Source organism: Paraneptunicella aestuarii (assembly GCF_019900845.1).
Taxonomy (GTDB): domain Bacteria; phylum Pseudomonadota; class Gammaproteobacteria; order Enterobacterales; family Alteromonadaceae; genus Paraneptunicella; species Paraneptunicella aestuarii.
Map to the genome: position 1 here is coordinate 4,548,173 of NZ_CP074570.1, position 21,820 is coordinate 4,569,992.

Below are 21,820 nucleotides of genomic sequence, written 5' to 3' on the forward strand. Positions count from 1 at the left end.
AAGCGGCTGTGGAGACTCCATGGATGGATTCACGTCGAGTCTGCGATCAATTTCTGTAGGTGACTTACAGTTGTGCATACTTATTTAGTCCACCTCTTCTGAATATCGAGTACGATACCGTTTGGTTAATTTGCTGGTACGAATTTGATCAAGCAGCAATGACCATATGGGCGAAGGATGCTTTAAAGGTGGCTGGCCACTGCCAAGCAAGCGCAAATTACGCTTTATCATTGCCATCACAGCCAAACCGCTTAAAGTTTTATCTCGCCAACTCACTCTAGGAATAATGCCCTTCATTGCGGGCTCCTGTTGCCATTTCGCAGGCAAATCAGGTGTAAATGCCAAAGCACTTGCCATGCCAACAAGCGCAATATCACTATGCAATACTTGCTCGACCGTTTTTAAGCGACTGATGCCGCCCGTGGTCATAACAGGAATATCAGTGCTTTTTGCAATACGCTGTGCAAATTCGAGGAAGTAGGCTTCTCGTGCCAGCGTTCTGGAATCAGCAGAGCGCCCCTGCATTGCCGGAGCTTCGTAACTTCCACCAGACAACTCAACCACATCAACGCCAAGCCCCGACATCATGGCCGCCACTTGTTCTGCATCATCAATATCAAAACCACCACGTTGGAAGTCGGCGGAGTTTAGCTTCACAGCCACCGCGAAGGTCGGAGAAACTACAGCGCGAATAGATTGAATCACCTGCAACAATAAGCGCGCTCGATTCTCAAGGCTTCCGCCCCATTGATCATCTCGATGATTTACTAAAGGAGATAAAAACTGAGCTAACAAATAGCCATGAGCCGCATGAATTTCAACGCCATCAAAACCGGCTTTCTCGGCTAATTGAGCCGTTGTCGCAAAACGACGAATAACATCCTCAATTTGTTCTTCTGTCATGGGTATTGGCTGCCCAAACAATTTGGAATGCTTACCCATATTCAAAGCAACATCGGAAGGAGACAGTACCTTTCCCCCCATGCGCTTGAACACCTGCCTTCCCGGATGATTTATCTGCATCCATACCTTGGTATTGTTACGTTTAGCTGCCGTTGCCAAGCGTTTGAAATGTTCAAGGTTTGTTCCTTGTTCAAGTACCACCCCACCCGGCCCCGTCATTGCCAAATGATCGATCATGACATTTCCGGTGATGATCAAGCCAACACCACCATCGGACCAAGTACGGTACAAATGAATCAATTCATCGCTAGGTAACTGCTCGGCGCTCGCCATATTTTCTTCCATAGCAGCCTTCACCAAACGATTTTTCAAGGTTAAGCCACAAGGCAATTCAAAGGGCACAAAAGCAGAATGGGGCATACGCTAACTCACAAAAAAGAATAAGTTTAGATTTGCCAGAGCATAACCTTTAAGTTAACTTTAAGGTCAATAGCATTTGCAAATTATCAAGGCCATCATTATGCGAATTGGTGAACTGGCAAAACTCAGCGAGTTACCCACCTCAACCATACGTTTTTACGAGCAAAAAGGCTTACTTCCAAAAGCAGAAAGAACAGCCAGCGGTTACCGTCTCTACGACAACGCTGCGCTCGATAGACTGCAAATTATCAAATTTGCTCAAAGTGTTGGGTTTTCCCTGGATGAATTACCCAAGATATTTTCCGCAAACGGACTGAATCATGACGAGATCTTGTCTCGATTAGAACAGAAATACAAAGAAGTCGATGTTTTGTTACAACAGCTGTTACTCAAAAAACAACAAATGGGCGAACTTATGTCACGTTTAAAAAGCACATGGGACAAAGGTCAATGCATGGATAAACGTGAACTCGCTCAAATTCTATCAAATACAGATTTCTAGGCTTATTGTCAGAATCAACATACAGCCTATAAAAATTTAACAGAGGACACCCTATGAACCCGAACTTCAGATTAGATGGAAAAATTGCGCTGGTGACAGGTGCATCAAGTGGTATTGGTGCGGCCTTGGCAGCAGGACTGGCAGAAGCAGGCGCAAAAGTGGTACTAGCTGCACGACGTGTTGAAAAATTGCAAGGTAATGTAGAGCAAATCCAAAACAATGGCGGCGAAGCCATGGCTGTTGCAATGGACGTAACAGATAAGGCCAGTATCGAAACCGCGTTTGATCAAGCTGAGGCCACCTTTGGCACAGTAGACATTATCATCAACAACGCCGGTGTTGCCGACCCCAAACCCTTTATAAAAACAGAAGACGAATCATTTGATTGGGTTATGGATACTAACGTAAAAGGCGTCTGGAATGTTGGGCAAGTCGCTTCCAAGCGACTTATCAAAGCAGAAAAACCGGGATCTATTATTAATGTGGCTTCTGTTTTGGCCTTCGGCGCAGCCTTTGGTTACTCAGCTTATGCAACGTCCAAAGGCGCGGTTCTGCAATTAACTCGCTCAATGGCTCTGGATTTAATGAAGTTTGGTATTCGAGTAAACGGCATCGCACCAGGTTGGTTTAAAACCGAAATGAACGAAGCCTTTTTTAATTCAGAAGAAGGCCAATACTATGTGAAGAAACAAATCCCGGCACGACGTTTAGGCGAACTGCCAGAATTGATTGGCCCGGTGCTACTGCTAGCCAGCGACGCAGGTTCCTACATCAACGGCACAGTGCTACCCGTAGACGGCGCACACCACACCGCACTGGTTTAAGTTCATTTTTGTATGCAGTTTAGAGCTACCAATTAACACTAAATAGCTGTGTTTAATTGTCAGTCACCCATAGAGATTTATCGCAAACTCGCCGTGGATACTTCCATGTAGGCTCCTAATTCTCTACAGGTGACTGATAGTTTGGAACAGGTATGTAGCTCTAAACTGCCTGAACACTTCAATCTATTTCTGATGCGATAGTTTTTGCGAGTTCGCGGCGGATTTGCGAAGCAATAGCACGACTATTGCGACCCCCTCAACAAAGAGCCAGCAACAAAGAAATCATGAAAACTCCCCCTCAGAAACGTGCTTACCACCCGTCCAACCGCCTCGTTGTAACACCTCATCCCCCAACGCCTTGGGCGCACTTTCCAACGATGTCGCCATTGAGTCATTCCAACGATTCAAGAAGCCGTACAAACAAATTGCACCTAAAATCTCGACGATTTGATTTTCTGTCCAATGGGCTTTCATTCTTTCCATGAGCGGTTCATCAACGGCATTTGGTACTGAACCTGCGGCTAGCGCATAGTCTAAAGCAACCCGCTCCGCTTCAGTGTACAAGGGGCTGGTTTGATATTCCCAAACAGCTGCTACTTTTTCATCAGAAATTCCGTGGATTTTAGCGGCAATCAGTGAATGAGCTTCACAATACTGACAACCTGCGGCACGGCTGGCGAAATGGGCGAGAAGGCGTTTAAATCCTTGGTCAACTTCACCATCAGCAGCCATTACGGCTTCAGTAAGAACGCCAAAACCACGCACTATCTCTGGCTTGCGCTGCATGGTCAGTAGTGAATTAGGGACAAATCCCAGAATGCGTTCAAAAATGGCAAAGTCATCAGCAAGTTCCGGAGTTGTGCTAGCGGGAAGAGGTTCCAGGTGAGCCATATCAGTTTCCTGTTTTTATTATTTGGAAATTAAGTAACCCAACCTTAACACGAATAAAATAATTCGAAAAAATAGGCGAAATTGTTCTTGAACAATCTCTGTTTTGATATGTTTGCAGCCATTATAATGAGCGATAAACCTGCTGTAATAACCACAGTTTTTATATGCTTTAATATGATTTTTAAGGCTAAACCTTGAAAATTCATCGTTAAGCTTCATTTTAAGAACAATTTCCCAAGTAGGACAGGCCATGAAAGCACTTGAAATTACAGGGCTCACCAAGACTTATGCTGGTGGAGTAAACGCCCTGAAAGGTATTGACCTCTCAGTAGAAAAAGGCGACTTTTTCGCTTTGCTAGGGCCAAATGGGGCAGGTAAATCCACAACAATTGGCATTATTAGCTCACTCGTCAACAAATCGGGCGGGGATGTGAAAGTGTTCAATCATTCTCTGGACAACGAGCTTGTCGAAGCCAAGTCTTGTATTGGCTTAGTGCCTCAGGAATTCAACTTCAACCAGTTTGAAACATTGCTACAAATCGTTGTGAATCAGGCGGGTTATTATGGTGTTCCACGTAAAATTGCCACGGAACGAGCCGAAAAGTATCTAAAACAGTTAGATTTGTGGGAAAAGCGCAACAGCCCTTCGCGCACTCTTTCTGGTGGTATGAAGCGCCGTTTAATGATTGCCCGTGCGCTTATGCATGAGCCGAAAATATTGATTCTGGATGAACCAACAGCGGGTGTAGACATTGAAATTCGCCGCTCCATGTGGGAATTCCTGAAAGAAATCAATCGTCAGGGCATCACGATTATTCTGACCACCCATTATCTGGAAGAGGCCGAGATGTTGTGCCGTAACATTGCCATCATCGACAAAGGTCAAATTGTGGAAAACACCACGATGAAATCCTTACTCACCAAGCTTAATGTCGAAACTTTTGTGTTGGATCTTTCTGCAAACTCAAACACACCTAAACTCGACAAATATGAGTACCGCTTAATTGATGATCACACATTAGAAGTGGATGTTCCCAAGGAAGCGGGTATGAATAATTTGTTCCAGCAACTTTCGGAACAAGGTATTGAAGTATTAAGTATGCGTAATAAAGCGAACCGTCTGGAAGAACTCTTTGTTCGTTTGGTCGAAGATGGTCGTAACGCCAAGAGTCAAAAAGGAGAGTAATCATGAGCACTGCAACTAACCGCAACCTGATCGCACTCAACACTATTTGGCGCCGTGAAGTCACTCGCTTTATGCGTATTTGGGTACAAACGCTATTACCACCAGTGATTACCATGTCGCTGTACTTTGTCATTTTTGGCAACCTGATTGGTAGCCGGATTGGTCAAATGGGTGGCTTTAACTACATGGAGTTTATTGTACCGGGATTAATTATGATGTCGGTGATCACCAATTCCTATGCCAACGTGTCATCGTCGTTTTTCAGCTCCAAATTCCAACGTAACATTGAAGAATTAATCATATCGCCCGTTCCAACCTGGGTCATCATTACAGGCTATGTGGCAGGCGGCATGAGCCGCGCTATTCTTATCGGTATTATCGTGACCAGCATTTCCATGCTCTTTGTGGATCTGAATATTTATAGCATTAGCGCCATCGTTATCACGCTGCTTTTAACCTCTTGCCTGTTTTCCACTGCGGGGCTAATTAATGCCGTTTATGCACGTAATTTTGACGATATCAGCATTGTTCCAACCTTTGTGCTCACTCCATTAACCTATTTAGGCGGAGTGTTCTATTCCTTGTCATTGCTACCTGAATTTTGGCAAATGGTGAGCAAAATCAATCCTATCGTGTATATGGTCAGTGGCTTCCGTTATGGCTTTTTAGGGCAATCAGACTTTGACATCACAACATCGGTCGGGTTGCTTGTCGTGTTCAATGCCATTTTCCTTGGGATTGCCTACCGATTAATTGATAAAGGAACAGGAATTCGCGCCTAATGGAAGGAAACTCAAGAAGGATCACGACTAATCAGGATGGTCCTCACGAAAAAATACCCGAACTGATTAAACGCTATCTGGAACACCCGTTTAAAAAACCAGTTAGTGAACATACGCAGTTGGCATTTGAACAGGTATGCGATTGGCTGGACGATTGGGCAACCGATGGCAGTCAGCCTTTAATTATGGATTCCTGCTGCGGCGTGGGTGAGAGTACGCAACGCTTAGGCAGGCTATTTCCCGATGCCAAAGTCATTGGCTTGGACAAGTCCCGAGTCCGCACTGAAAAGCACGAAAAAGTCTTCGAATTACCAGAAAACGCCAGCATATGGCGGGCGGATGTCATCGACTTTTGGCGACTAGCGGTAAACGCCGGTTGGAAGCTAACGGCACACTATCTGTTATATCCCAATCCTTATCCCAAATCCCTTCAAGTACAGCGACGCTGGCATGGTTCGCCGTCTTTTCTGGATATTCTGAAACTCGGCGGCAGGCTGGAAGTACGAAGCAACTGGAAAACCTATCTGGAAGAATTTGCCATTGCGCTGGATGTGGTCAATATCGAATCAGAGCTTAACGAGTTAGATGTGACCGACCCTTTTACGGCTTTTGAACGCAAGTATAATGCGAGCGGGCAGGCTAATTGGCAGTTAGTGGCAACGCTAAGCTAAAGATTCCAAGAATATTAAGCAGAAAAGAAACGCCCTCATTGAGGGCGTTGTGTTATATAACAATGGGTTAAGGGCAATGATACCAGACTCCGTCAATAGGATCATAGTAACCACAGTTGCCTCCAGCACCACCGCCACCAGAACCACCGCCTGTACTACTTTGATGATACGATTCAAGTGTAGAGACTTTACTTTTCAAACTACTGATATCTGAAGCTGCACTAGTCTTCCAAGTCTTCAAACTACTGATATCTGAAGATGCACTAGTCTTCCAAGTCTTCAAACTGCTGATATCTGAAGATGCACTAGTCTTCCAACTCTCCAAAGACGACAATCTTGAATTGTGAGAGTTTAGTGTAGTCACAGTGCTACTCTTCCAAGTCTCCAGTGAAGATAACCTGTTAGCATGGGCACTCAATGTACTCACGGCACTAGTTTTCCAAGACTCCAAGCTACTGATCTTATTTGTATTGCTTGTAATGCGACTTTCATGATTCGCAAGTTTTGTATCATATCCCGCTAATTTACCTTCTATATTATTGATTTTATTAGTGTTAGAACTAATGCGTGAGTTATGACTCGACAAAGTAGAATCATGTCCGTTTAGGCGAGTGTTTTGAGTGGTATTAACAGACGCAAGGTTTGATATCGAAGCAGAATAGCCATTCACATCAGCCTGCAAATCCATTAGTACATTACCAAATTCATCTAGTCGGGAGCTATGCGATGCGAACAATGTATCGTGAGCATCAATGCGGCTGTCCAACGTATTTAGACGGTTATTTTGAGTATTGTTTAACGTATTAATGTTACTGATAGCCGTGTCATGCTCTGACAAACGCGTATTTTGCGTCGCGTTTAAGCTATTAATACTCACTACGGATCCATCAAGCGAACTTAAACGGCTGTTTTGAGTATTGTTTAATGCATTAATGTTGCTAATCGCCGTGTCATGGCCTGACAAACGGTTATTTTGCGTCGCATTTAAGCTATTAATGCTATCAATAGAATCATCAATCGAATTTAAGCGACCATTCTGCTGATTACTCAACGTTTGGATACTCGCAATAGCGCTGTCGTGCGCAGACAAGCGACTATCTTGTGTATTGTTTAATGCATTGATGTTGCTAATCGCGGTATCGTGGCCTGACAAACGATTGTTCTGCGTCGTATTTAAGCTATTAATGCTATCAATAGAATCATCAATCGCATTTAAACGGCTACTTTGCTCACTATTCAAAGTTTGAATACTCGCAATGGCGCTATCATGTCCAGACAAGCGACTATCTTGTGTATTGTTTAATGCATTAATGTTGCTAATCGCCGTGTCATGGCCTGACAAACGGGCGTTTTGTGTCAAATTTATATTCTTGATACCGTCAATGGAATTATCATGAGAATCCAAGCGATCATTTTGAGCACTGTTTAAGGCGTTAATATCTGAAATTGCACCATCATGATTACTCAAACGCACATCTTGAACTGAATTATGGGCGTTAATGCTTGAAATAGCGCTATCGTGAGCTGTTAAGCGGCTGCCGTGACTATCAAGAATAATACCTTGTATTAACAGTTTCGAATCTTGCTCAGCATTGATCACATTGATCAATGCAATATCACCATCGTGTCCATCTAAGCGCGTTTCCGCTGCTGTTGCGCGGTTTTCTGCAACATCCAATCGGCCTTCTGCTGAATCCAAACGACCTTCTGTCGCTGTGATACGACCTTCTGCATCAGTCAAACGCCCATCTTGAACTCCATTCGCAACATTAATTGCCGCGATATCCGCATCGTGTCCGTCTAAACGAGTTTCCGCCGCTGTTGCACGGTTTTCAGCAACATCTAATCGGCCATCTTGTACGCCATTCGCGGCATTAATTGCAGCGATATCGGAGTCATGTCCGTCTAAGCGAGTTTCCGCTGCTGTCACACGGTTTTCAGCAACATCCAAACGGCCTTCGGCATCAGTCAAACGACCATCTTGTACGCCATTCACAACATTAATTGCAGCGATATCTGCATCATGTCCATCTAAGCGAGTCTCCGCCGCTGTTGCGCGGTTTTCTGCAACATCCAATCTGCCTTCGGCTGAATCCAAACGGCCTTCTGTCGCAGTGATACGGCCTTCTGCATCCGTCAAACGACCATCTTGTACGCCATTCGCAACATTAATTGCAGCGATATCTGCATCATGTCCATCTAAGCGAGTCTCCGCCGCTGTTGCGCGGTTTTCTGCAACATCCAATCTGCCTTCGGCTGAATCCACACGGCCTTCTGTCGCTGTGATCCGGCCTTCGGCATCAGTCAAGCGACCGTCTTGTACGCCATTCGCAACATTGATTGCAGCGATATCCGCATCGTGTCCGTCTAAACGAGTTTCCGCTGCTGTTGCGCGGTTTTCAGCAACATCTAATCGGCCTTCTGCTGAATCCAAACGACCTTCTGTCGCTGTGATCCGGCCTTCGGCATCAGTCAAGCGACCGTCTTGTACGCCATTCGCAACATTGATTGCAGCGATATCCGCATCGTGTCCGTCTAAACGAGTTTCCGCTGCTGTTGCGCGGCTTTCTGCAACATCCAATCGGCCTTCGGCTGAATCCACACGGCCTTCTGTCGCAGTGATACGGCCTTCTGCATCGGTCAAACGACCATCTTGCACGCCATTAGCAACATTAATTGCAGCGATATCTGCGTCATGTCCATCTATACGCGTTTCCGCCGCTGTTGCGCGGTTTTCAGCAACATCTAATCGGCCTTCGGCTGAATCCAGACGACCTTCTGTCGCTGTGATCCGGCCTTCGGCATCCGTCAAACGACCATCTTGTACGCCATTCACAACATTAATTGCAGCGATATCTGCATCATGTCCATCTAAGCGAGTTTCCGCCGCTGTTACGCGGTTTTCTGCAACATCCAATCTGCCTTCGGCATCAGTCAAACGACCATCTTGTACGCCATTAGCAACATTGATTGCAGCGATATCTGCATCGTGTCCATCTAAACGAGTTTCCGCTGCTGTTGCGCGGTTTTCTGCAACATCTAATCGGCCTTCGGCTGAATCCAGACGGCCTTCTGTCGCAGTGATACGGCCTTCTGCATCGGTCAAACGACCATCTTGCACGCCATTAGCAACATTAATTGCAGCGATATCTGCGTCATGTCCATCTATACGCGTTTCCGCCGCTGTTGCCCGGTTTTCTGCAACATCCAATCGGCCTTCTGCTGAATCCAAACGACCTTCTGTCGCTGTGATACGACCTTCTGCATCAGTCAAACGCCCATCTTGAACTCCATTCGCGGCATTAATTGCAGCGATATCGGAGTCATGTCCGTCTAAGCGAGTTTCCGCTGCTGTCACACGGTTTTCAGCAACATCCAAACGGCCTTCGGCATCCGTCAAACGACCATCTTGTACGCCATTCACAACATTGATTGCAGCGATATCCGCATCGTGTCCGTCTAAACGAGTTTCCGCTGCTGTTGCGCGGCTTTCTGCAACATCCAATCGGCCTTCGGCTGAATCCAGACGACCTTCTGTCGCTGTGATCCGGCCTTCGGCATCAGTCAAGCGACCGTCTTGTACGCCATTCGCAACATTGATTGCAGCGATATCCGCATCGTGTCCGTCTAAACGAGTTTCCGCTGCTGTTGCGCGGCTTTCTGCAACATCCAATCGGCCTTCGGCTGAATCCAGACGGCCTTCTGTCGCTGTGATCCGGCCTTCGGCATCAGTCAAACGACCATCTTGCACGCCATTAGCAACATTAATTGCAGCGATATCTGCATCATGTCCATCCAAGCGAGTTTCCGCCGCTGTTGCGCGGTTTTCTGCAACATCCAATCTGCCTTCGGCATCAGTCAAACGACCATCTTGTACGCCATTCGCAACATTGATTGCAGCGATATCTGCATCGTGTCCATCTAAACGAGTTTCCGCTGCTGTTGCGCGGTTTTCTGCAACATCTAATCGGCCTTCGGCTGAATCCAGACGGCCTTCTGTCGCAGTGATACGGCCTTCTGCATCGGTCAAACGACCATCTTGCACGCCATTAGCAACATTAATTGCAGCGATATCTGCGTCATGTCCATCTATACGCGTTTCCGCCGCTGTTGCGCGGTTTTCAGCAACATCTAATCGGCCTTCGGCTGAATCCAAACGACCTTCGGTGACATTAATTCGACCTTCTGCATCGGTCAAACGACCATCTTGCACGCCATTAGCAACATTAATTGCAGCGATATCTGCGTCATGTCCATCTATACGCGTTTCCGCCGCTGTTGCGCGGTTTTCAGCAACATCTAATCGGCCTTCGGCTGAATCCAAACGGCCTTCTGTCACTGTGATCCGGCCTTCGGCATCAGTCAAACGACCATCTTGCACGCCATTAGCAACATTAATTGCAGCGATATCTGCATCATGTCCATCCAAGCGAGTTTCCGCCGCTGTTGCGCGGTTTTCTGCAACATCTAATCGGCCTTCGGCTGAATCCAGACGGCCTTCTGTCGCTGTGATCCGGCCTTCGGCATCAGTCAAACGACCATCTTGCACGCCATTAGCAACATTAATTGCAGCGATATCTGCGTCATGTCCATCTATACGCGTTTCCGCCGCTGTTGCGCGGTTTTCAGCAACATCTAATCGGCCTTCGGCATCCGTCAAACGACCATCTTGTACGCCATTAGCAACATTGATTGCAGCGATATCTGCATCGTGTCCATCTAAAAGAGTTTCCGCTGCTGTTGCGCGGTTTTCTGCAACATCTAATCGGCCTTCGGCTGAATCCAGACGGCCTTCTGCATCCGTCAAACGACCATCTTGCACGCCATTCGCGGCATTGATTGCAGAAATATCAGCATCATGTCCATCCAAGCGAGCTTCTGCGGCATCTAGACGCCCATCCTGCACAATGTTGGCAGCCTCAAGATCAGCAATAACACTTCCTCCGCCTCCGGTGCCACCATTACCATTTCCTCCACCAACGCCTGCTGGCGGAGCCGCCATTGCAGATGTTGAAACACCTATTGTTGCCACCAGTATTGCTGCGGTGATCTTATTTTTCTTTATCATAATTATCATCCTTCATTTTCAATTAATCGTCATACCACCTCATTGACGATACGCTTACCTTGTACCGCTAATTGATATACATGGGATATGCCTTTTCCTTATGCAGTAACAAGATATGTTGAGTTCCAATCTCACTCACTATCAAGCCCGAAACCTTATAGCCTCGCCTGACGGTGACATCTCCATATTGGGTTTTTAAGGTCGCCTTCAGAACCCCTTGCTTGTCTGCATATATTGAAGTTAAAGAAATGTTTGCAATGGGATCGGATTCTGATTCGCCCTTCTGGCTTTGCGCCAGTAAATGCTGTCTTTCAACCTGTAATTTGGTTAGCTCGTTTTGAAGTTTTTCATGCTCCAGATTTTGTTTTATTTCCTGCAGCTTTAAGCGATTAATATCGTTAACAAGTTGCTGCTGTCTCCAAGAATTGGCAGCGATGATATTTTCTGCCACTTCACTCTCTGATAAACCGTTTTTAATGAGTTTGGCGGCGGCTTCGACTTCATCAAGTGATGGCACTTTTGCTAGTAATGGTTGTATATCCGTTCCTTTGTCTGCCAAGACTTGGGTGACAAGGATAAATATCCCAAACAATGCAGCCAGGATCATCGAAGTACGTTTATTCATGAGTTAACTCCAACCATTTTCAGGCTAATTTCTCCGCTAAGTCCTTCAGAGTCAGAGACGTCAAGTTCTGCATATGAAAATGAAATAGGCAGGCCATCAATTAAAGTCCCCAAGTCCAGCAAGTCCTGATATGAGTATTGCTTCAACTGTATTCTTACAATGCGGGTAAAATAGGCTTCGTTATGCTCTTCATCTTCTTCAAAAAGAGGAGGGGGTTTATTGGGTAAAGTAAATCTGAATGCGTCCAGCAAATAAGCCGACACATCCGAGATATTCATTAGTTTTGCTTCCGTAAGCACAGGAAGATTTTTCTGACTTCTAACCAGAGCTGTACCGTTATGATCGACATTGACAAAGAAATAATGTTGGGTGGCCCAGTCTTGGAGTTGGGCTAGCGTGCCGTTACGATTTTTCAGGAAATAAAAGCTATGGTTGCTAACCAGTTTGATTTTATTGACTTCCCATCCCTGCAACTCTTGATAGTCACTGGCATCTATCAGGAGCCCATCGAAGACCATCTTAACGTTAGTCCCATCTTTGGTGAGCAGCTCGATCAAACCATCATACTTTTCTTCCTTACCAAAAAAATCAAAACAGCCAACCAATAAAAAGAGACATGCGCATAGCAACGAAAACCTAATGACCATAGAGCTCTCCCGTTCGTGTACCGCCGTTCAGTACGTGCGGTGATAGCAGGATGAGCATTTCGCTACTTTGTTGGTCGTAAGATTTACTGCCTGATAACCAAGGCTGACCAAACAGTCCTCGCTCTTTTACCTGATTGCGGGAGTTCTTGAATCCAGCCAACATTAATGTGTCGCCCAAAGTCACTTTGGCTTTTTGTAAAATGCGTTTATTTCTGACGTTCGGAGCTTGTATCTTGGAATTGTTCGATTCCACGGTTGTAATATCTTGCAAGGTAGAGAAAGTGCCAAACACCTGTAGAAGCACTTCATCGCCAACCAATAATGGCAAGACATAAAGCTCCAGTCCTGCTTGTACGACTCCAGGTCTGAGTATGGTTTCTGCCCCTACATTTGCAGTGGTTCTGGATGACGAAGAGGCAAGATAGGTAATTTGCTCTGTAATGGCTATTTCAGCCATTTGATTGTTTAAGGTGACTACTCGAGGAGAACTGACCACACTCACTTGGCCTTGCTCTTCCAGTGCATTGATGAGTAATGAGCTGCCCGCATACTGTGATGTGGCATCAGTGATTGATGCATTTAACGTAACAGGGGCATTCACATCGAAGTTGGAGAAACCTGTACCAAACTCTACAGCTCCACCCAACGACATTGATTGCTTTACAATATCCCAGTTAATTCCATAATCCATACCATCGTTCATGCGCACTTCTATAACCTGCACATCGATGTAGATCTGCTGGGAAAGCTTATCGTTTAGTCGTTGGATATACTGTTCAATTTCATCCAATTTCCAAGGCTTGTCTTTTACCGTAAGAGTCGAGCTGGATTGAGATATCGAATGAATGCCTTTAGGGCTTAAGATACTCTTTACCGTGATATTAAGTTCATTCCAAATATCACTGTTCATTGAGTAATTTGATCTTTCGGATTTAGGAATACTTTCAGAATCTGACTGCAGCGTATCCGACGATGTTAGATAAGAGTCTGTATCCTGACTATTCTCAAGACGCTGACCCAGTGAATATTGGGAAGCACCAGGAATAAAACTGACATCAAATACTCTGGTTTCAAATTGATGCCAAATAATTAAGTTATCTTTTAATGTAAAATGTAAATTCGCAAGCGACGCAACCTGCCGTATTAGCTCACCAACATCACCTTGAAAAGTAATATTAATGGTTTTATCAGAGAAGCTCTCTTCGGTGAACTGATAAGAAACGCTATATTCCTTTGCAAGTTGCTTCATTAAATCAGATAAGGAAATATTCTGACCACTTATAAATGGAATTTCTTCAAACCACCAACCAGGTTTATTTAATACACTTTGAGAAAGTGGGGGAGCATAAAAAGCATCTATAATCTGGACGTTTTTAAGCCTTTTGAGATTATTATTTTTCTTATTTTCAATTGAATTATTAACTTCATCTAGACGATTCTGTATTTCTGATATTTGACTATTCAAATTAGAACAGGATGCTAACAACAGAGAAAAAAAGACAACAAAAACTCTCAGCAACATAAAATTAAACTCATCTGTCAGCGTAATAAACCCTAACCACTTTATTCTTGGTAAAGAACTGGGCTTTTATTTGTTTTGGTGTTACGTAAGCGGAGATAATTTGATCTGTCATATGATAGATATCTCTGGCATGCACATCCGCGCCAACCAGAACCTCATGACGGTCGCTCACTTCCCATAACAACTGATAGTTACTGTTGTGCTCAAACATTCTTTCCAAATTTTGCTTTAAGAAGCCAGAACGTAAGGAAAATGTAACTCCCTGCTCCAAGTTATTAATTTCTTCCTGAGAATTAGCGCCTAAACTTATAAATATAAAAACCAGAAATAAAATACGATTCATAAACAACAAAATACAAACAATATTAAATTCACATTATCAACTAATACAAATCGCTAAAAGTTGTTATTTTAGACAGTAAAATCAAAATACCAACAAGGTTATTTTATTAATCAAAAATCAATAAAAAAAACAAAATGGATATTTAGGAGTCTTTAGGGTAACAATAAAAAGACTCTTGATATTAAGGGGAGGATTTTCAAAAATATGAAATTTATAATCATTTTGGCATGGGTTATTTATCAATAACCCATGCCAAAATTAAGTTTTAAAAGAAGAAATGAAATAAAACTAACTTAACCCCATATATGGGGTTAACTTAATCTTGATTGCGGCTTACTAAAATAGAAACCTTGGCCGTAACGAATATCAAGAGAGGTCACTGCGGCCAGGCTTTCCTGATCTTCAATATGCTCAGCAATGACAATAATATTGTTTTTCTGAGCCTTGGAGCGCAAATTTCGAAGTAAACGGTGAGAAACCTTGTCTTTCAGCATCCGGGCAAGAATATCCGCTTCAATTTTAATACCATCAATGGGCATATCCAGAACATCGGTGATACCCGCCGACACATTACGGAAGTTGTCTATTACCAACTTAATATCCATATCCTTACAGGCGACCAGAAAGGCATTAAATTCTTTGGGGTATTTGGTAACCGTTTCCGCCATTAACTCAAGACTAACGCGCTTGGTATTCGGGTATTGAGAAAGGTATTCACTTAAAAAACGAGTGGTGAGAGGATCTAACACATCCCGCTCACTGATATTGATGCTCCAGCCTGTATTGCGATCTCTAAAGTATTGAGCGCTGTGATGGAACATTCTTTGGGTCAGTTCGCTGCTACAACGTTGATTTTCAACTAAATGTAGAAATTCGCTGGGCAAGAATGTTTGCTCCGATTGGGTTACCAATCGAGCCAAACACTCGTAGCTCCAGACCACATTGTCTGACATGTCCATAATAGGTTGAAAGAAGGGTACGATACTATCCAAAGGAAAGTTACCCTTCACTGTTTGTACTTGCATAAAAATCGCGATTTGACCGAAGTACCCTTAATATATAGCACTAAAGCCAAAAAAAGCGTAAAAATACTGAATACTTTTTATGCAGCTGGTATTTAAAGCGATACCTTTTGAATTCCTATTTAACCTGAATAGTTCAGGTTATTTAATCCAAATCAACCTGGATATTGTCAATCAATCGTGTTTTTCCTAAAAAGGCAGCACACAATATCACCAGGTTTTTCTCTTCATGGCTTGGATGTAACAAGGTCGAAGCAGAGCGAATTTCAATATAATCAACCTTGAACCCAGATTGATTTAATAATGCCTTATGCTCAGCAATCAAGGCGGTAAAATCACGTCGTCCCTGCAAAATAGCATCAGCTACCAAGCTAATCGTTTCATATATCCTGGAAGCTCTCTGACGTTCTTCGACCGATAAATAATTATTGCGAGAACTCATGGCTAAACCATCTTCTTCTCTGCGAGTAGGAACGCCGTGAATGGTTAAATTCATGGACAAGTCTTGAACCATTCCCTTGATAACCTGCAATTGTTGAAAGTCCTTCTCGCCGAAAAAGGCATGATTGGGCTGTACCATGTTGAACAATTTACAAACAATGGTAGCAACACCACGAAAATGCCCCGGACGACTCGCACCGCAAATCATGTAAGACAAGCCGGGCACTTCTACAAATGTTTGTTGCTCTAAACCGCGAGCATAAATATCTTCGACTTTAGGCACAAATACGCAGTTGACTCCCAGAGCTTCAAGCGCTTTGCAATCTGCGTCCATGGTTCGAGGGTAAGCATCAAGATCTTCATTGGGCCCAAATTGCATTGGGTTCACAAAAATGGATACGACAACCACGTCACATTTTTCTCTGGCTCTTCGCACCAAATCCAAATGCCCATCATGCAAGTTTCCCATGGTTGGCACAAAGCCGATAACCTTACCTTCGATTTGCCACTTTCTACGCTGTTCCCGTAACGGGAGGATTTCATTGATTACTTGCATAACTTTTTAATATTACGTTGATTTAGCACCATCCCAGCTGGTATCGACGACTTGTCCCAAAATAATTATTCAAAACTATGTTCAGTTCCAGGAAACACACCTTCTTTAACTTCTTTAATGAAAGCTGCCACGGCAGCACGGATATCACCATGCTCGTTCAGGTAGTTTTTGGAGAACTTAGGCATATAATTAGCGCTAATTCCAAGCATATCGTGCATAACCAGCACCTGCCCATCGGTTTTCACGCCAGCACCAATACCAATCACTGGCACATCTATCGCCTTGGAAATCGCTTCTGCCAATGCTGACGGAACACACTCAAGTACCAACATTTGAATGCCCGCTTGAGCTAATGCGACTGCATCATCAATCATTTTCTGAGCTTGTTCAGGTAAACGCCCCTGAACCTTAAAGCCACCGAAAACGTTAACGGATTGCGGCGTTAAGCCCAAATGTCCGCACACAGGAATGCCACGCTGAACCAAGCCTGCGATAGTCGGTAACAACCACTCACCACCTTCCAGTTTTACCATATTGGCACCAGAAGCCATGAGCTGAGCAGCGCTTTGATAAGCTTGCTCTGTTGTGGCGTAGGTCATGAACGGCATATCGGCTACAACCAAAGCGCGTTGCGTACCTTTGCGTACCGCTCGGGTATGATAGGCGATATCGTCCACCGTAACCGACAAGGTATCATCCATACCTTGCAGTACCATGCCCAGTGAGTCCCCAATCAACAAGACTTCAACGCCTTGCTCGTCAAATAATTTTGCGAAGCTAGCATCATAAGCGGTCAAGACCGTAATCTTTTCCCCATCTTGCTTCATCTTTCGCAATGTGGAAGTCGTTACTTTCTTCATCATCTAGCCCCAATCATCAAAAAACACGCACTATACGGATTTTAACCGGGATTGCCAATTTCATTCGGGAGTCTTTTTATACCGTTTTCAGGCACCTGAACCAGAAGCTCTTTTAAAACCGTGCCACAAGGCAAAATGAGTTCAGAAGAGATTTCGGCCAAGGGATATAAAACAAATTCTCGCGACTTCATACCATAATGCGGAACGATGAGGTCAGGTTCGTTAATCACCTCATCACCATAAAGAAGGATGTCCAAGTCCAGAGTTCTTGCTCCCCATCGTTGTTCTTTTCTTACTCGCCCATGCTGCAATTCAATACGCTGCAGTTCATGCAATAAAGAATGACAATCCAGTTCAGTTTGCAACTCAGCAACCGCATTCACATAGTCGGGTTGATCTGAAGGCCCCATAGGACGACTCAGATAAAACGACGAGACCAATTGAACATTGGTCTCGGGAATATTGCTCATGTCCTTGATGGCACTACGCAACTGCTCGGCGGGTTGCTCCAGATTACTTCCCAATCCAATGAAAGCGCTTATACTCACGAAGGCTTTCTCGGCTTATTCGGTCGGCTACGGCGACGGTTTCCGCCCTCATTATTACGCAATGAAGATTGCATTTTCTTCTGCTTTCCGGGGGCGGCTTCCTGAAACTCAGTCCACCATTGCGCCAACTCGGTTAATTCACCGCCTTCAATTTCTGAACGAATCAGCAGAAAATCATATGCAGCTCTAAAGCGCGGATGTTCCATCGTAATATAGGCTCTGCGCCCCAAACGCTTACTCAAGCGTTGCTGCAAATACCAAATATCGCGAATAGGCGTGGTAAAGCGTTTCGGGATCATGATCCTTTGTACCTGACGCGATAACACGTCGGTAATCGCCAAATTAAAGGCATCGTGAGCGGGTAAGCCACCTTCTCCCATATGCTGTTGCATACGATCTTCCACGCAATACCATAAGCTCGCGGCATAGAAAAAGGCTGGAGTGATACGTAAACCACTATTGATGCGGTTATCTGTGTTACTCAACACTTTTTCCAGCAACTGATATTCCCTGCCCTTCTGATTATCCAAAAAGGGTTGCAATTGCGGGAATAACTGCCCAAACAGCTTGTATTCTTGTAGTAAAACAAAGGTTTTCAAACCACTGCCCAACAGCATTAATTTAGACACTTCTTCGAACAGCCTTGCAGGTGGAATATTAGCCAGCAAGGGAGCCAGTTGAGGAATAAGTTCTGCCGTTTTAGAGTCAATATTCATGTTCAGTTTGGCGGCGAAGCGAATAGCTCGCAGCATTCTTACCGGATCTTCGCGATAGCGGGTTTCCGGATCGCCAATCAGAACAATTTCTCTCTTTTTCAGAGATTCAACACCATTAGCAAAATCGGTAACTGTGAAATCGGCAATGTTGTAATACATTGCGTTGAAGCTAAAATCTCGACGCTCGGCATCTTCTTCAATGCTTCCAAAAACATTGTCTCGAATTAACTGACCATGCTGATTTTGATGACTGGTTACCTTCTTGCCAACAGGAGCTTCCGTTTCTTCTGGAACGTGATGCCCACGGAAAGTCGCGACCTCAATGATTTCACGCCCAAAGATAATATGAGCCAAACGAAAGCGGCGTCCGATTAGACGGCAATTACGGAACAGGCCTTTCACCTGTTCAGGCGTTGCATCAGTCGCGACATCGAAATCTTTGGGATGCAATCCCAACATTAGGTCACGCACGCATCCACCGACCAAATAGGCCTGAAAACCGGCATTATGCAACCGATACAACACCTTCAATGCATTATCGCTGATATCTTCACGGGAAATCTGATGTTCAGCACGCGGGATGATACGCGCCTTGAGGATCACCTCAGGTGTGGCATCCTGCTCCGATTGCTTAGGTTGTTCCTGATCGGTCAGTACCTTTCTTATTTTGTCTATCACCCTTGAAATAATAGCTCTGTCCTCCACCCTACAGACCTTACATTAACCTATTATTAGTCAGCACTAAAACGACTCTATTTGTGTCACTTTTTATAAAAATCAGTAAGAAAAATGGTCACAATTAAATTGCGACAGAAAGCTTGCCATTTCTCTCTCTGGTTTAGCATACAGTGAGCCGACACGCCAATTTTCAGCGCCCCACCGCAAAATATTTTCTGGCGTATCATGCATGATTGTAGCCGGAACAGGAAGTCCTAAAAATGCTAAAGCCAAATAAAGATTTTCTGACGCCAACTTATCTCTAAGCGGCTGCGCATGTCCCTGCTTGCTTAATTTACGTCCCGGACTAAATACCGCAACAGGTAAATGCAACATATTTGGCGGCTTGGCGTGTAAAGCTTCAAACAGCGCTAGTTGGCAAGCACTGGGATACAGCAAATCAGCGCCTCGGACTACCTCGGTGATGCCAAATTGAATATCATCAACGACCGATGCCAAGTGATAGGCATATAATCCATCTTTACGTTTGATAATAAAATCTTCCCCAGCAATATTTTTAGGGAATGAGATATGCCCCAATAATGCATCGGTAAACTCAAAGCTTTCGGCATCATTTCTAAAACGCATTGAATGGTCGTGCGAACCTAAATTCAGCTCTCGACAATGTCCAAGGTACACGCCGCCCTCAGCATGAATCTGCTTGCGAGTACATTGGCAATAATAAGAAAGCCCTTGTTGCTGCAACCATTCAATAACATCATCATAAACCTGACTTTGCTGGCTTTGGAAAATAATGCTCTCATCCCAAAATAGATGATGCGCTTCCAAGCTACGTTGTATCAGATCGATTGCCTCAGGATCTTGTCTCGGCGGATCGATATCATCAATACGCAGTAACCATTTCCCTTGCTGTGTTTTTGCCTGTAAATAACCACCAACTGCTGCTACCAACGAACCAAAATGCAAGGCTCCTGAAGGTGATGGTGCAAAACGCCCACGATATTCATTACTTACGTTGTTACTCTGAATTGGCGGGAATGATTCAGATGAATGCATACAGATATTTTTCACAGAGGATGATATTGAAACACATCAATCGGGATTACTATTAATCACCAACGTTAATCGCTAAAAACAACAAAAGCTGCCTAAAGCAGCTTTTGTTTGTGCAAGGTAGAATTTAACCAAGCAATTGCTTTTCTTTAATTTCTGCCATTGTTTTGCAATCAATGCACAAATCAGCAGTGGGTCTTGCTTCCAATCGTTTAACCCCGATTTCAATGCCACAGGCATCGCAAAAACCAAAGTCGTCGTCTTCGATACGCTTCAGGGTTTTTTCAATTTTCTTGATCAGTTTACGCTCGCGGTCTCTGGTGCGAAGCTCCAAACTAAACTCTTCTTCCTGGGCTGCACGATCGACCGGATCAGGGAAGTTGGCAGCTTCGTCCTGCATGTGGTGAACCGTTCTGTCTACTTCTTCACGCAGTTGGTCGCGCCAAACAGACAACAGCTTATGAAAGTGCGCACGTTGCGCTTCGTTCATATACTCTTCGTCTGGTTTTTCCTGGTAGGGCTGTAACCCTGCTAGCGCCAGTAATCCCAAAGATTTTGAATTGTTATCAGTTGGCATAGGCCAATTCTCCTAAACTGCAATACAGTAGCTTAAAAGCTTAAGGGCGGTATCTATATCAGAAAGCTATCCTTCTAGCAAGACATTAGCCCATTAGCAAATATGTCAAGGCAGCGGCGCATAGCGCGGTACGCGGCTCATCGAGAAAAGCGGTGATATGGCAACGACCTTGAGAAATTCAATACAAATCTCACAAATTAACTGGAAGAGATTGATTTAAATATATATTTTCAGGATCAATTGCTGCTCTCCAAGCAATCACTTCAACTCCTTGTTGCCGTGCTTCACGACACAACTGCGCATAAGCGGGATCGATATGTTCCGCAACACACACTTCATTAATACCCGTATGTTGCACACAAAAAAACAATACTGACCGATGTCCGGCTTGCGCAATGGATACCAATTCACGCAAATGTTTCTGCCCACGTTCTGTAACCGCATCTGGAAAATACCCAATTCCATCCTGCTTCAATGTCACAGATTTTACTTCAACATAACAATCTAACTGATCAGCTCCTTGCAGGAAGAGATCAATGCGGCTGCGCTCTTGCCCGTATTTTACTTCTCGTTTCAGGCTATCATACCCGGCAAAGGTATCGATCTTTCCGGCGAGAATCGCTTCTTCAACAAGGATATTGGCTTTGTGTGTATTCACCCCTATCCAGTCTCCCTGCGAATTAATAACAATCTCCCAGGTAAATTTTAATTTCCGGTTTGGATTGTTATGTTCTGATAGGTATACACGACTCCCGGGATCTGCACAACCAGTCATTGCCCCCGTATTTGGACAATGTGCAGTTACCAAGCGTCCGTCCTCTAATTCAACGTCGGCAAAAAATCGCTTGTATCGCTTAATTAACGTTCCAGGCAAAAGATTTGTTTCAAACCGCATGTTGTGACCTTGAATTGTGAGTTATAAGATTAAGAACAATTTCACCTAGGTTGATATTCAACCCGACACGAAAACTAACGCATCATAATA

Annotated in this window: 20 protein-coding genes; 5 read left to right on the top strand and 15 right to left on the bottom strand. The window is 44.4% G+C overall.

Annotation, left to right across the window (positions count from 1 at the left end; genetic code table 11):
* Window positions 1-84 precede the first annotated feature (84 nt).
* The gene (locus KIH87_RS17775) at window positions 85-1,323 is read right to left on the bottom strand and encodes an NADH:flavin oxidoreductase/NADH oxidase family protein (protein ID WP_232359188.1); all 1,239 of its coding nucleotides are present in this window, start codon (window positions 1,321-1,323) and stop codon (window positions 85-87) included.
* A gap of 76 nt (window positions 1,324-1,399) precedes the next feature.
* Here KIH87_RS17775 and KIH87_RS17780 point away from each other — a divergent pair, with 76 nt between their 5' ends.
* Together KIH87_RS17780 and KIH87_RS17785 are read left to right on the top strand one after the other, a co-directional pair.
* The gene (locus tag KIH87_RS17780; protein ID WP_232359189.1) at window positions 1,400-1,825 is read left to right on the top strand and encodes a MerR family transcriptional regulator; all 426 of its coding nucleotides are present in this window, start codon (window positions 1,400-1,402) and stop codon (window positions 1,823-1,825) included.
* Between the two features lie 53 nt (window positions 1,826-1,878).
* Window positions 1,879-2,649, top strand: coding sequence for an SDR family NAD(P)-dependent oxidoreductase (locus KIH87_RS17785; RefSeq protein WP_232359190.1), 771 nt, complete (start codon window positions 1,879-1,881; stop codon window positions 2,647-2,649).
* Window positions 2,650-2,931: 282 nt separating this feature from the next.
* Here KIH87_RS17785 and KIH87_RS17790 read toward each other — a convergent pair whose 3' ends face one another.
* Window positions 2,932-3,540 (bottom strand): carboxymuconolactone decarboxylase family protein, encoded by a 609-nt coding sequence (locus KIH87_RS17790; protein WP_232359191.1) that lies wholly within the window; start codon window positions 3,538-3,540, stop codon window positions 2,932-2,934.
* Window positions 3,541-3,790: 250 nt separating this feature from the next.
* Between KIH87_RS17790 and KIH87_RS17795 the strand changes: the two genes are divergently transcribed.
* Genes KIH87_RS17795 through trmB form a run of 3 tightly spaced genes read left to right on the top strand, consistent with a single transcriptional unit; the run spans window position 3,791 to window position 6,179 of the window.
* Entirely contained in the window at window positions 3,791-4,726 is a 936-nt protein-coding gene (locus tag KIH87_RS17795) for an ABC transporter ATP-binding protein (RefSeq protein ID WP_232359192.1), read from the top strand.
* Between the two features lie 2 nt (window positions 4,727-4,728).
* Window positions 4,729-5,508, top strand: coding sequence for an ABC transporter permease (locus tag KIH87_RS17800; protein ID WP_232359193.1), 780 nt, complete (start codon window positions 4,729-4,731; stop codon window positions 5,506-5,508).
* Entirely contained in the window at window positions 5,508-6,179 is a 672-nt protein-coding gene (trmB, locus tag KIH87_RS17805; RefSeq protein WP_232359194.1) for a tRNA (guanine(46)-N(7))-methyltransferase TrmB, read from the top strand. The genes KIH87_RS17800 and trmB overlap by 1 nt, the downstream gene beginning before the upstream one ends.
* 67 nt (window positions 6,180-6,246) lie before the next feature.
* Here trmB and KIH87_RS17810 read toward each other — a convergent pair whose 3' ends face one another.
* The 13 genes from KIH87_RS17810 to sfsA all read right to left on the bottom strand — a co-directional run bounded on the left by KIH87_RS17810 (window position 6,247) and on the right by sfsA (window position 21,730).
* Window positions 6,247-11,247: a tropomyosin gene (locus tag KIH87_RS17810; RefSeq protein WP_232359195.1), complete on the bottom strand. Its 5,001-nt coding sequence runs from the start codon at window positions 11,245-11,247 to the stop codon at window positions 6,247-6,249.
* 67 nt (window positions 11,248-11,314) lie between these two features.
* Window positions 11,315-11,872, bottom strand: coding sequence for a hypothetical protein (locus tag KIH87_RS17815; protein WP_232359196.1), 558 nt, complete (start codon window positions 11,870-11,872; stop codon window positions 11,315-11,317).
* Window positions 11,869-12,519 (bottom strand): hypothetical protein, encoded by a 651-nt coding sequence (locus KIH87_RS17820; protein WP_232359197.1) that lies wholly within the window; start codon window positions 12,517-12,519, stop codon window positions 11,869-11,871. The genes KIH87_RS17815 and KIH87_RS17820 overlap by 4 nt, the downstream gene beginning before the upstream one ends.
* A complete protein-coding gene (locus KIH87_RS17825; RefSeq protein WP_232359198.1) occupies window positions 12,509-13,768 on the bottom strand; it encodes a type II secretion system protein GspD in 1,260 nt (419 codons plus the stop codon). The genes KIH87_RS17820 and KIH87_RS17825 overlap by 11 nt, the downstream gene beginning before the upstream one ends.
* Window positions 13,769-14,051: 283 nt before the next feature.
* Window positions 14,052-14,252: a toxin co-regulated pilus biosynthesis Q family protein gene (locus tag KIH87_RS17830; protein WP_232359199.1), complete on the bottom strand. Its 201-nt coding sequence runs from the start codon at window positions 14,250-14,252 to the stop codon at window positions 14,052-14,054.
* A gap of 443 nt (window positions 14,253-14,695) precedes the next feature.
* On the bottom strand, window positions 14,696-15,409 hold the full coding sequence (locus KIH87_RS17835) for an EAL domain-containing protein (RefSeq protein ID WP_232359200.1): 714 nt from the start codon (window positions 15,407-15,409) through the stop codon (window positions 14,696-14,698).
* A gap of 142 nt (window positions 15,410-15,551) precedes the next feature.
* A complete protein-coding gene (gene panC, locus KIH87_RS17840; RefSeq protein WP_232359201.1) occupies window positions 15,552-16,403 on the bottom strand; it encodes a pantoate--beta-alanine ligase in 852 nt (283 codons plus the stop codon).
* 65 nt (window positions 16,404-16,468) lie between these two features.
* Entirely contained in the window at window positions 16,469-17,263 is a 795-nt protein-coding gene (gene panB / locus KIH87_RS17845; protein WP_232361519.1) for a 3-methyl-2-oxobutanoate hydroxymethyltransferase, read from the bottom strand.
* A gap of 41 nt (window positions 17,264-17,304) precedes the next feature.
* On the bottom strand, window positions 17,305-17,811 hold the full coding sequence (folK, locus tag KIH87_RS17850; protein WP_232359202.1) for a 2-amino-4-hydroxy-6-hydroxymethyldihydropteridine diphosphokinase: 507 nt from the start codon (window positions 17,809-17,811) through the stop codon (window positions 17,305-17,307).
* On the bottom strand, window positions 17,808-19,109 hold the full coding sequence (gene pcnB, locus KIH87_RS17855; RefSeq protein WP_232361520.1) for a polynucleotide adenylyltransferase PcnB: 1,302 nt from the start codon (window positions 19,107-19,109) through the stop codon (window positions 17,808-17,810). The genes folK and pcnB overlap by 4 nt, the downstream gene beginning before the upstream one ends.
* Before the next feature lie 195 nt (window positions 19,110-19,304).
* Entirely contained in the window at window positions 19,305-20,261 is a 957-nt protein-coding gene (gluQRS, locus tag KIH87_RS17860) for a tRNA glutamyl-Q(34) synthetase GluQRS (protein WP_232359203.1), read from the bottom strand.
* A gap of 124 nt (window positions 20,262-20,385) precedes the next feature.
* Window positions 20,386-20,835 (bottom strand): RNA polymerase-binding protein DksA, encoded by a 450-nt coding sequence (gene dksA, locus KIH87_RS17865; protein WP_232359204.1) that lies wholly within the window; start codon window positions 20,833-20,835, stop codon window positions 20,386-20,388.
* Window positions 20,836-21,025: 190 nt separating this feature from the next.
* Complete coding sequence (gene sfsA, locus KIH87_RS17870) at window positions 21,026-21,730, bottom strand: DNA/RNA nuclease SfsA (protein ID WP_232359205.1); 705 nt, start codon at window positions 21,728-21,730, stop codon at window positions 21,026-21,028.
* Window positions 21,731-21,820: the final 90 nt, after the last annotated feature.

Excerpts from the sequence above, each read along its gene's own strand:
- KIH87_RS17830 (WP_232359199.1), bottom strand. The coding sequence starts at position 14,252 with ATGTTTGAGCACAACAGTAACTATCAGTTGTTATGGGAAGTGAGCGAC.
- dksA (WP_232359204.1), bottom strand. The coding sequence starts at position 20,835 with ATGCCAACTGATAACAATTCAAAATCTTTGGGATTACTGGCGCTAGCA.
- panB (WP_232361519.1), bottom strand. The coding sequence starts at position 17,263 with ATGAAGAAAGTAACGACTTCCACATTGCGAAAGATGAAGCAAGATGGG.
- KIH87_RS17825 (WP_232359198.1), bottom strand. The coding sequence starts at position 13,768 with ATGAAGCAACTTGCAAAGGAATATAGCGTTTCTTATCAGTTCACCGAA.
- KIH87_RS17775 (WP_232359188.1), bottom strand. The coding sequence starts at position 1,323 with ATGCCCCATTCTGCTTTTGTGCCCTTTGAATTGCCTTGTGGCTTAACC.
- KIH87_RS17785 (WP_232359190.1), top strand. The coding sequence starts at position 1,879 with ATGAACCCGAACTTCAGATTAGATGGAAAAATTGCGCTGGTGACAGGT.
- panC (WP_232359201.1), bottom strand. The coding sequence starts at position 16,403 with ATGCAAGTAATCAATGAAATCCTCCCGTTACGGGAACAGCGTAGAAAG.
- KIH87_RS17795 (WP_232359192.1), top strand. The coding sequence starts at position 3,791 with ATGAAAGCACTTGAAATTACAGGGCTCACCAAGACTTATGCTGGTGGA.
- KIH87_RS17800 (WP_232359193.1), top strand. The coding sequence starts at position 4,729 with ATGAGCACTGCAACTAACCGCAACCTGATCGCACTCAACACTATTTGG.
- gluQRS (WP_232359203.1), bottom strand. The coding sequence starts at position 20,261 with ATGCATTCATCTGAATCATTCCCGCCAATTCAGAGTAACAACGTAAGT.
- KIH87_RS17835 (WP_232359200.1), bottom strand. The coding sequence starts at position 15,409 with ATGCAAGTACAAACAGTGAAGGGTAACTTTCCTTTGGATAGTATCGTA.
- KIH87_RS17815 (WP_232359196.1), bottom strand. The coding sequence starts at position 11,872 with ATGAATAAACGTACTTCGATGATCCTGGCTGCATTGTTTGGGATATTT.
- KIH87_RS17820 (WP_232359197.1), bottom strand. The coding sequence starts at position 12,519 with ATGGTCATTAGGTTTTCGTTGCTATGCGCATGTCTCTTTTTATTGGTT.
- KIH87_RS17810 (WP_232359195.1), bottom strand. The coding sequence starts at position 11,247 with ATGATAAAGAAAAATAAGATCACCGCAGCAATACTGGTGGCAACAATA.
- trmB (WP_232359194.1), top strand. The coding sequence starts at position 5,508 with ATGGAAGGAAACTCAAGAAGGATCACGACTAATCAGGATGGTCCTCAC.
- sfsA (WP_232359205.1), bottom strand. The coding sequence starts at position 21,730 with ATGCGGTTTGAAACAAATCTTTTGCCTGGAACGTTAATTAAGCGATAC.
- KIH87_RS17790 (WP_232359191.1), bottom strand. The coding sequence starts at position 3,540 with ATGGCTCACCTGGAACCTCTTCCCGCTAGCACAACTCCGGAACTTGCT.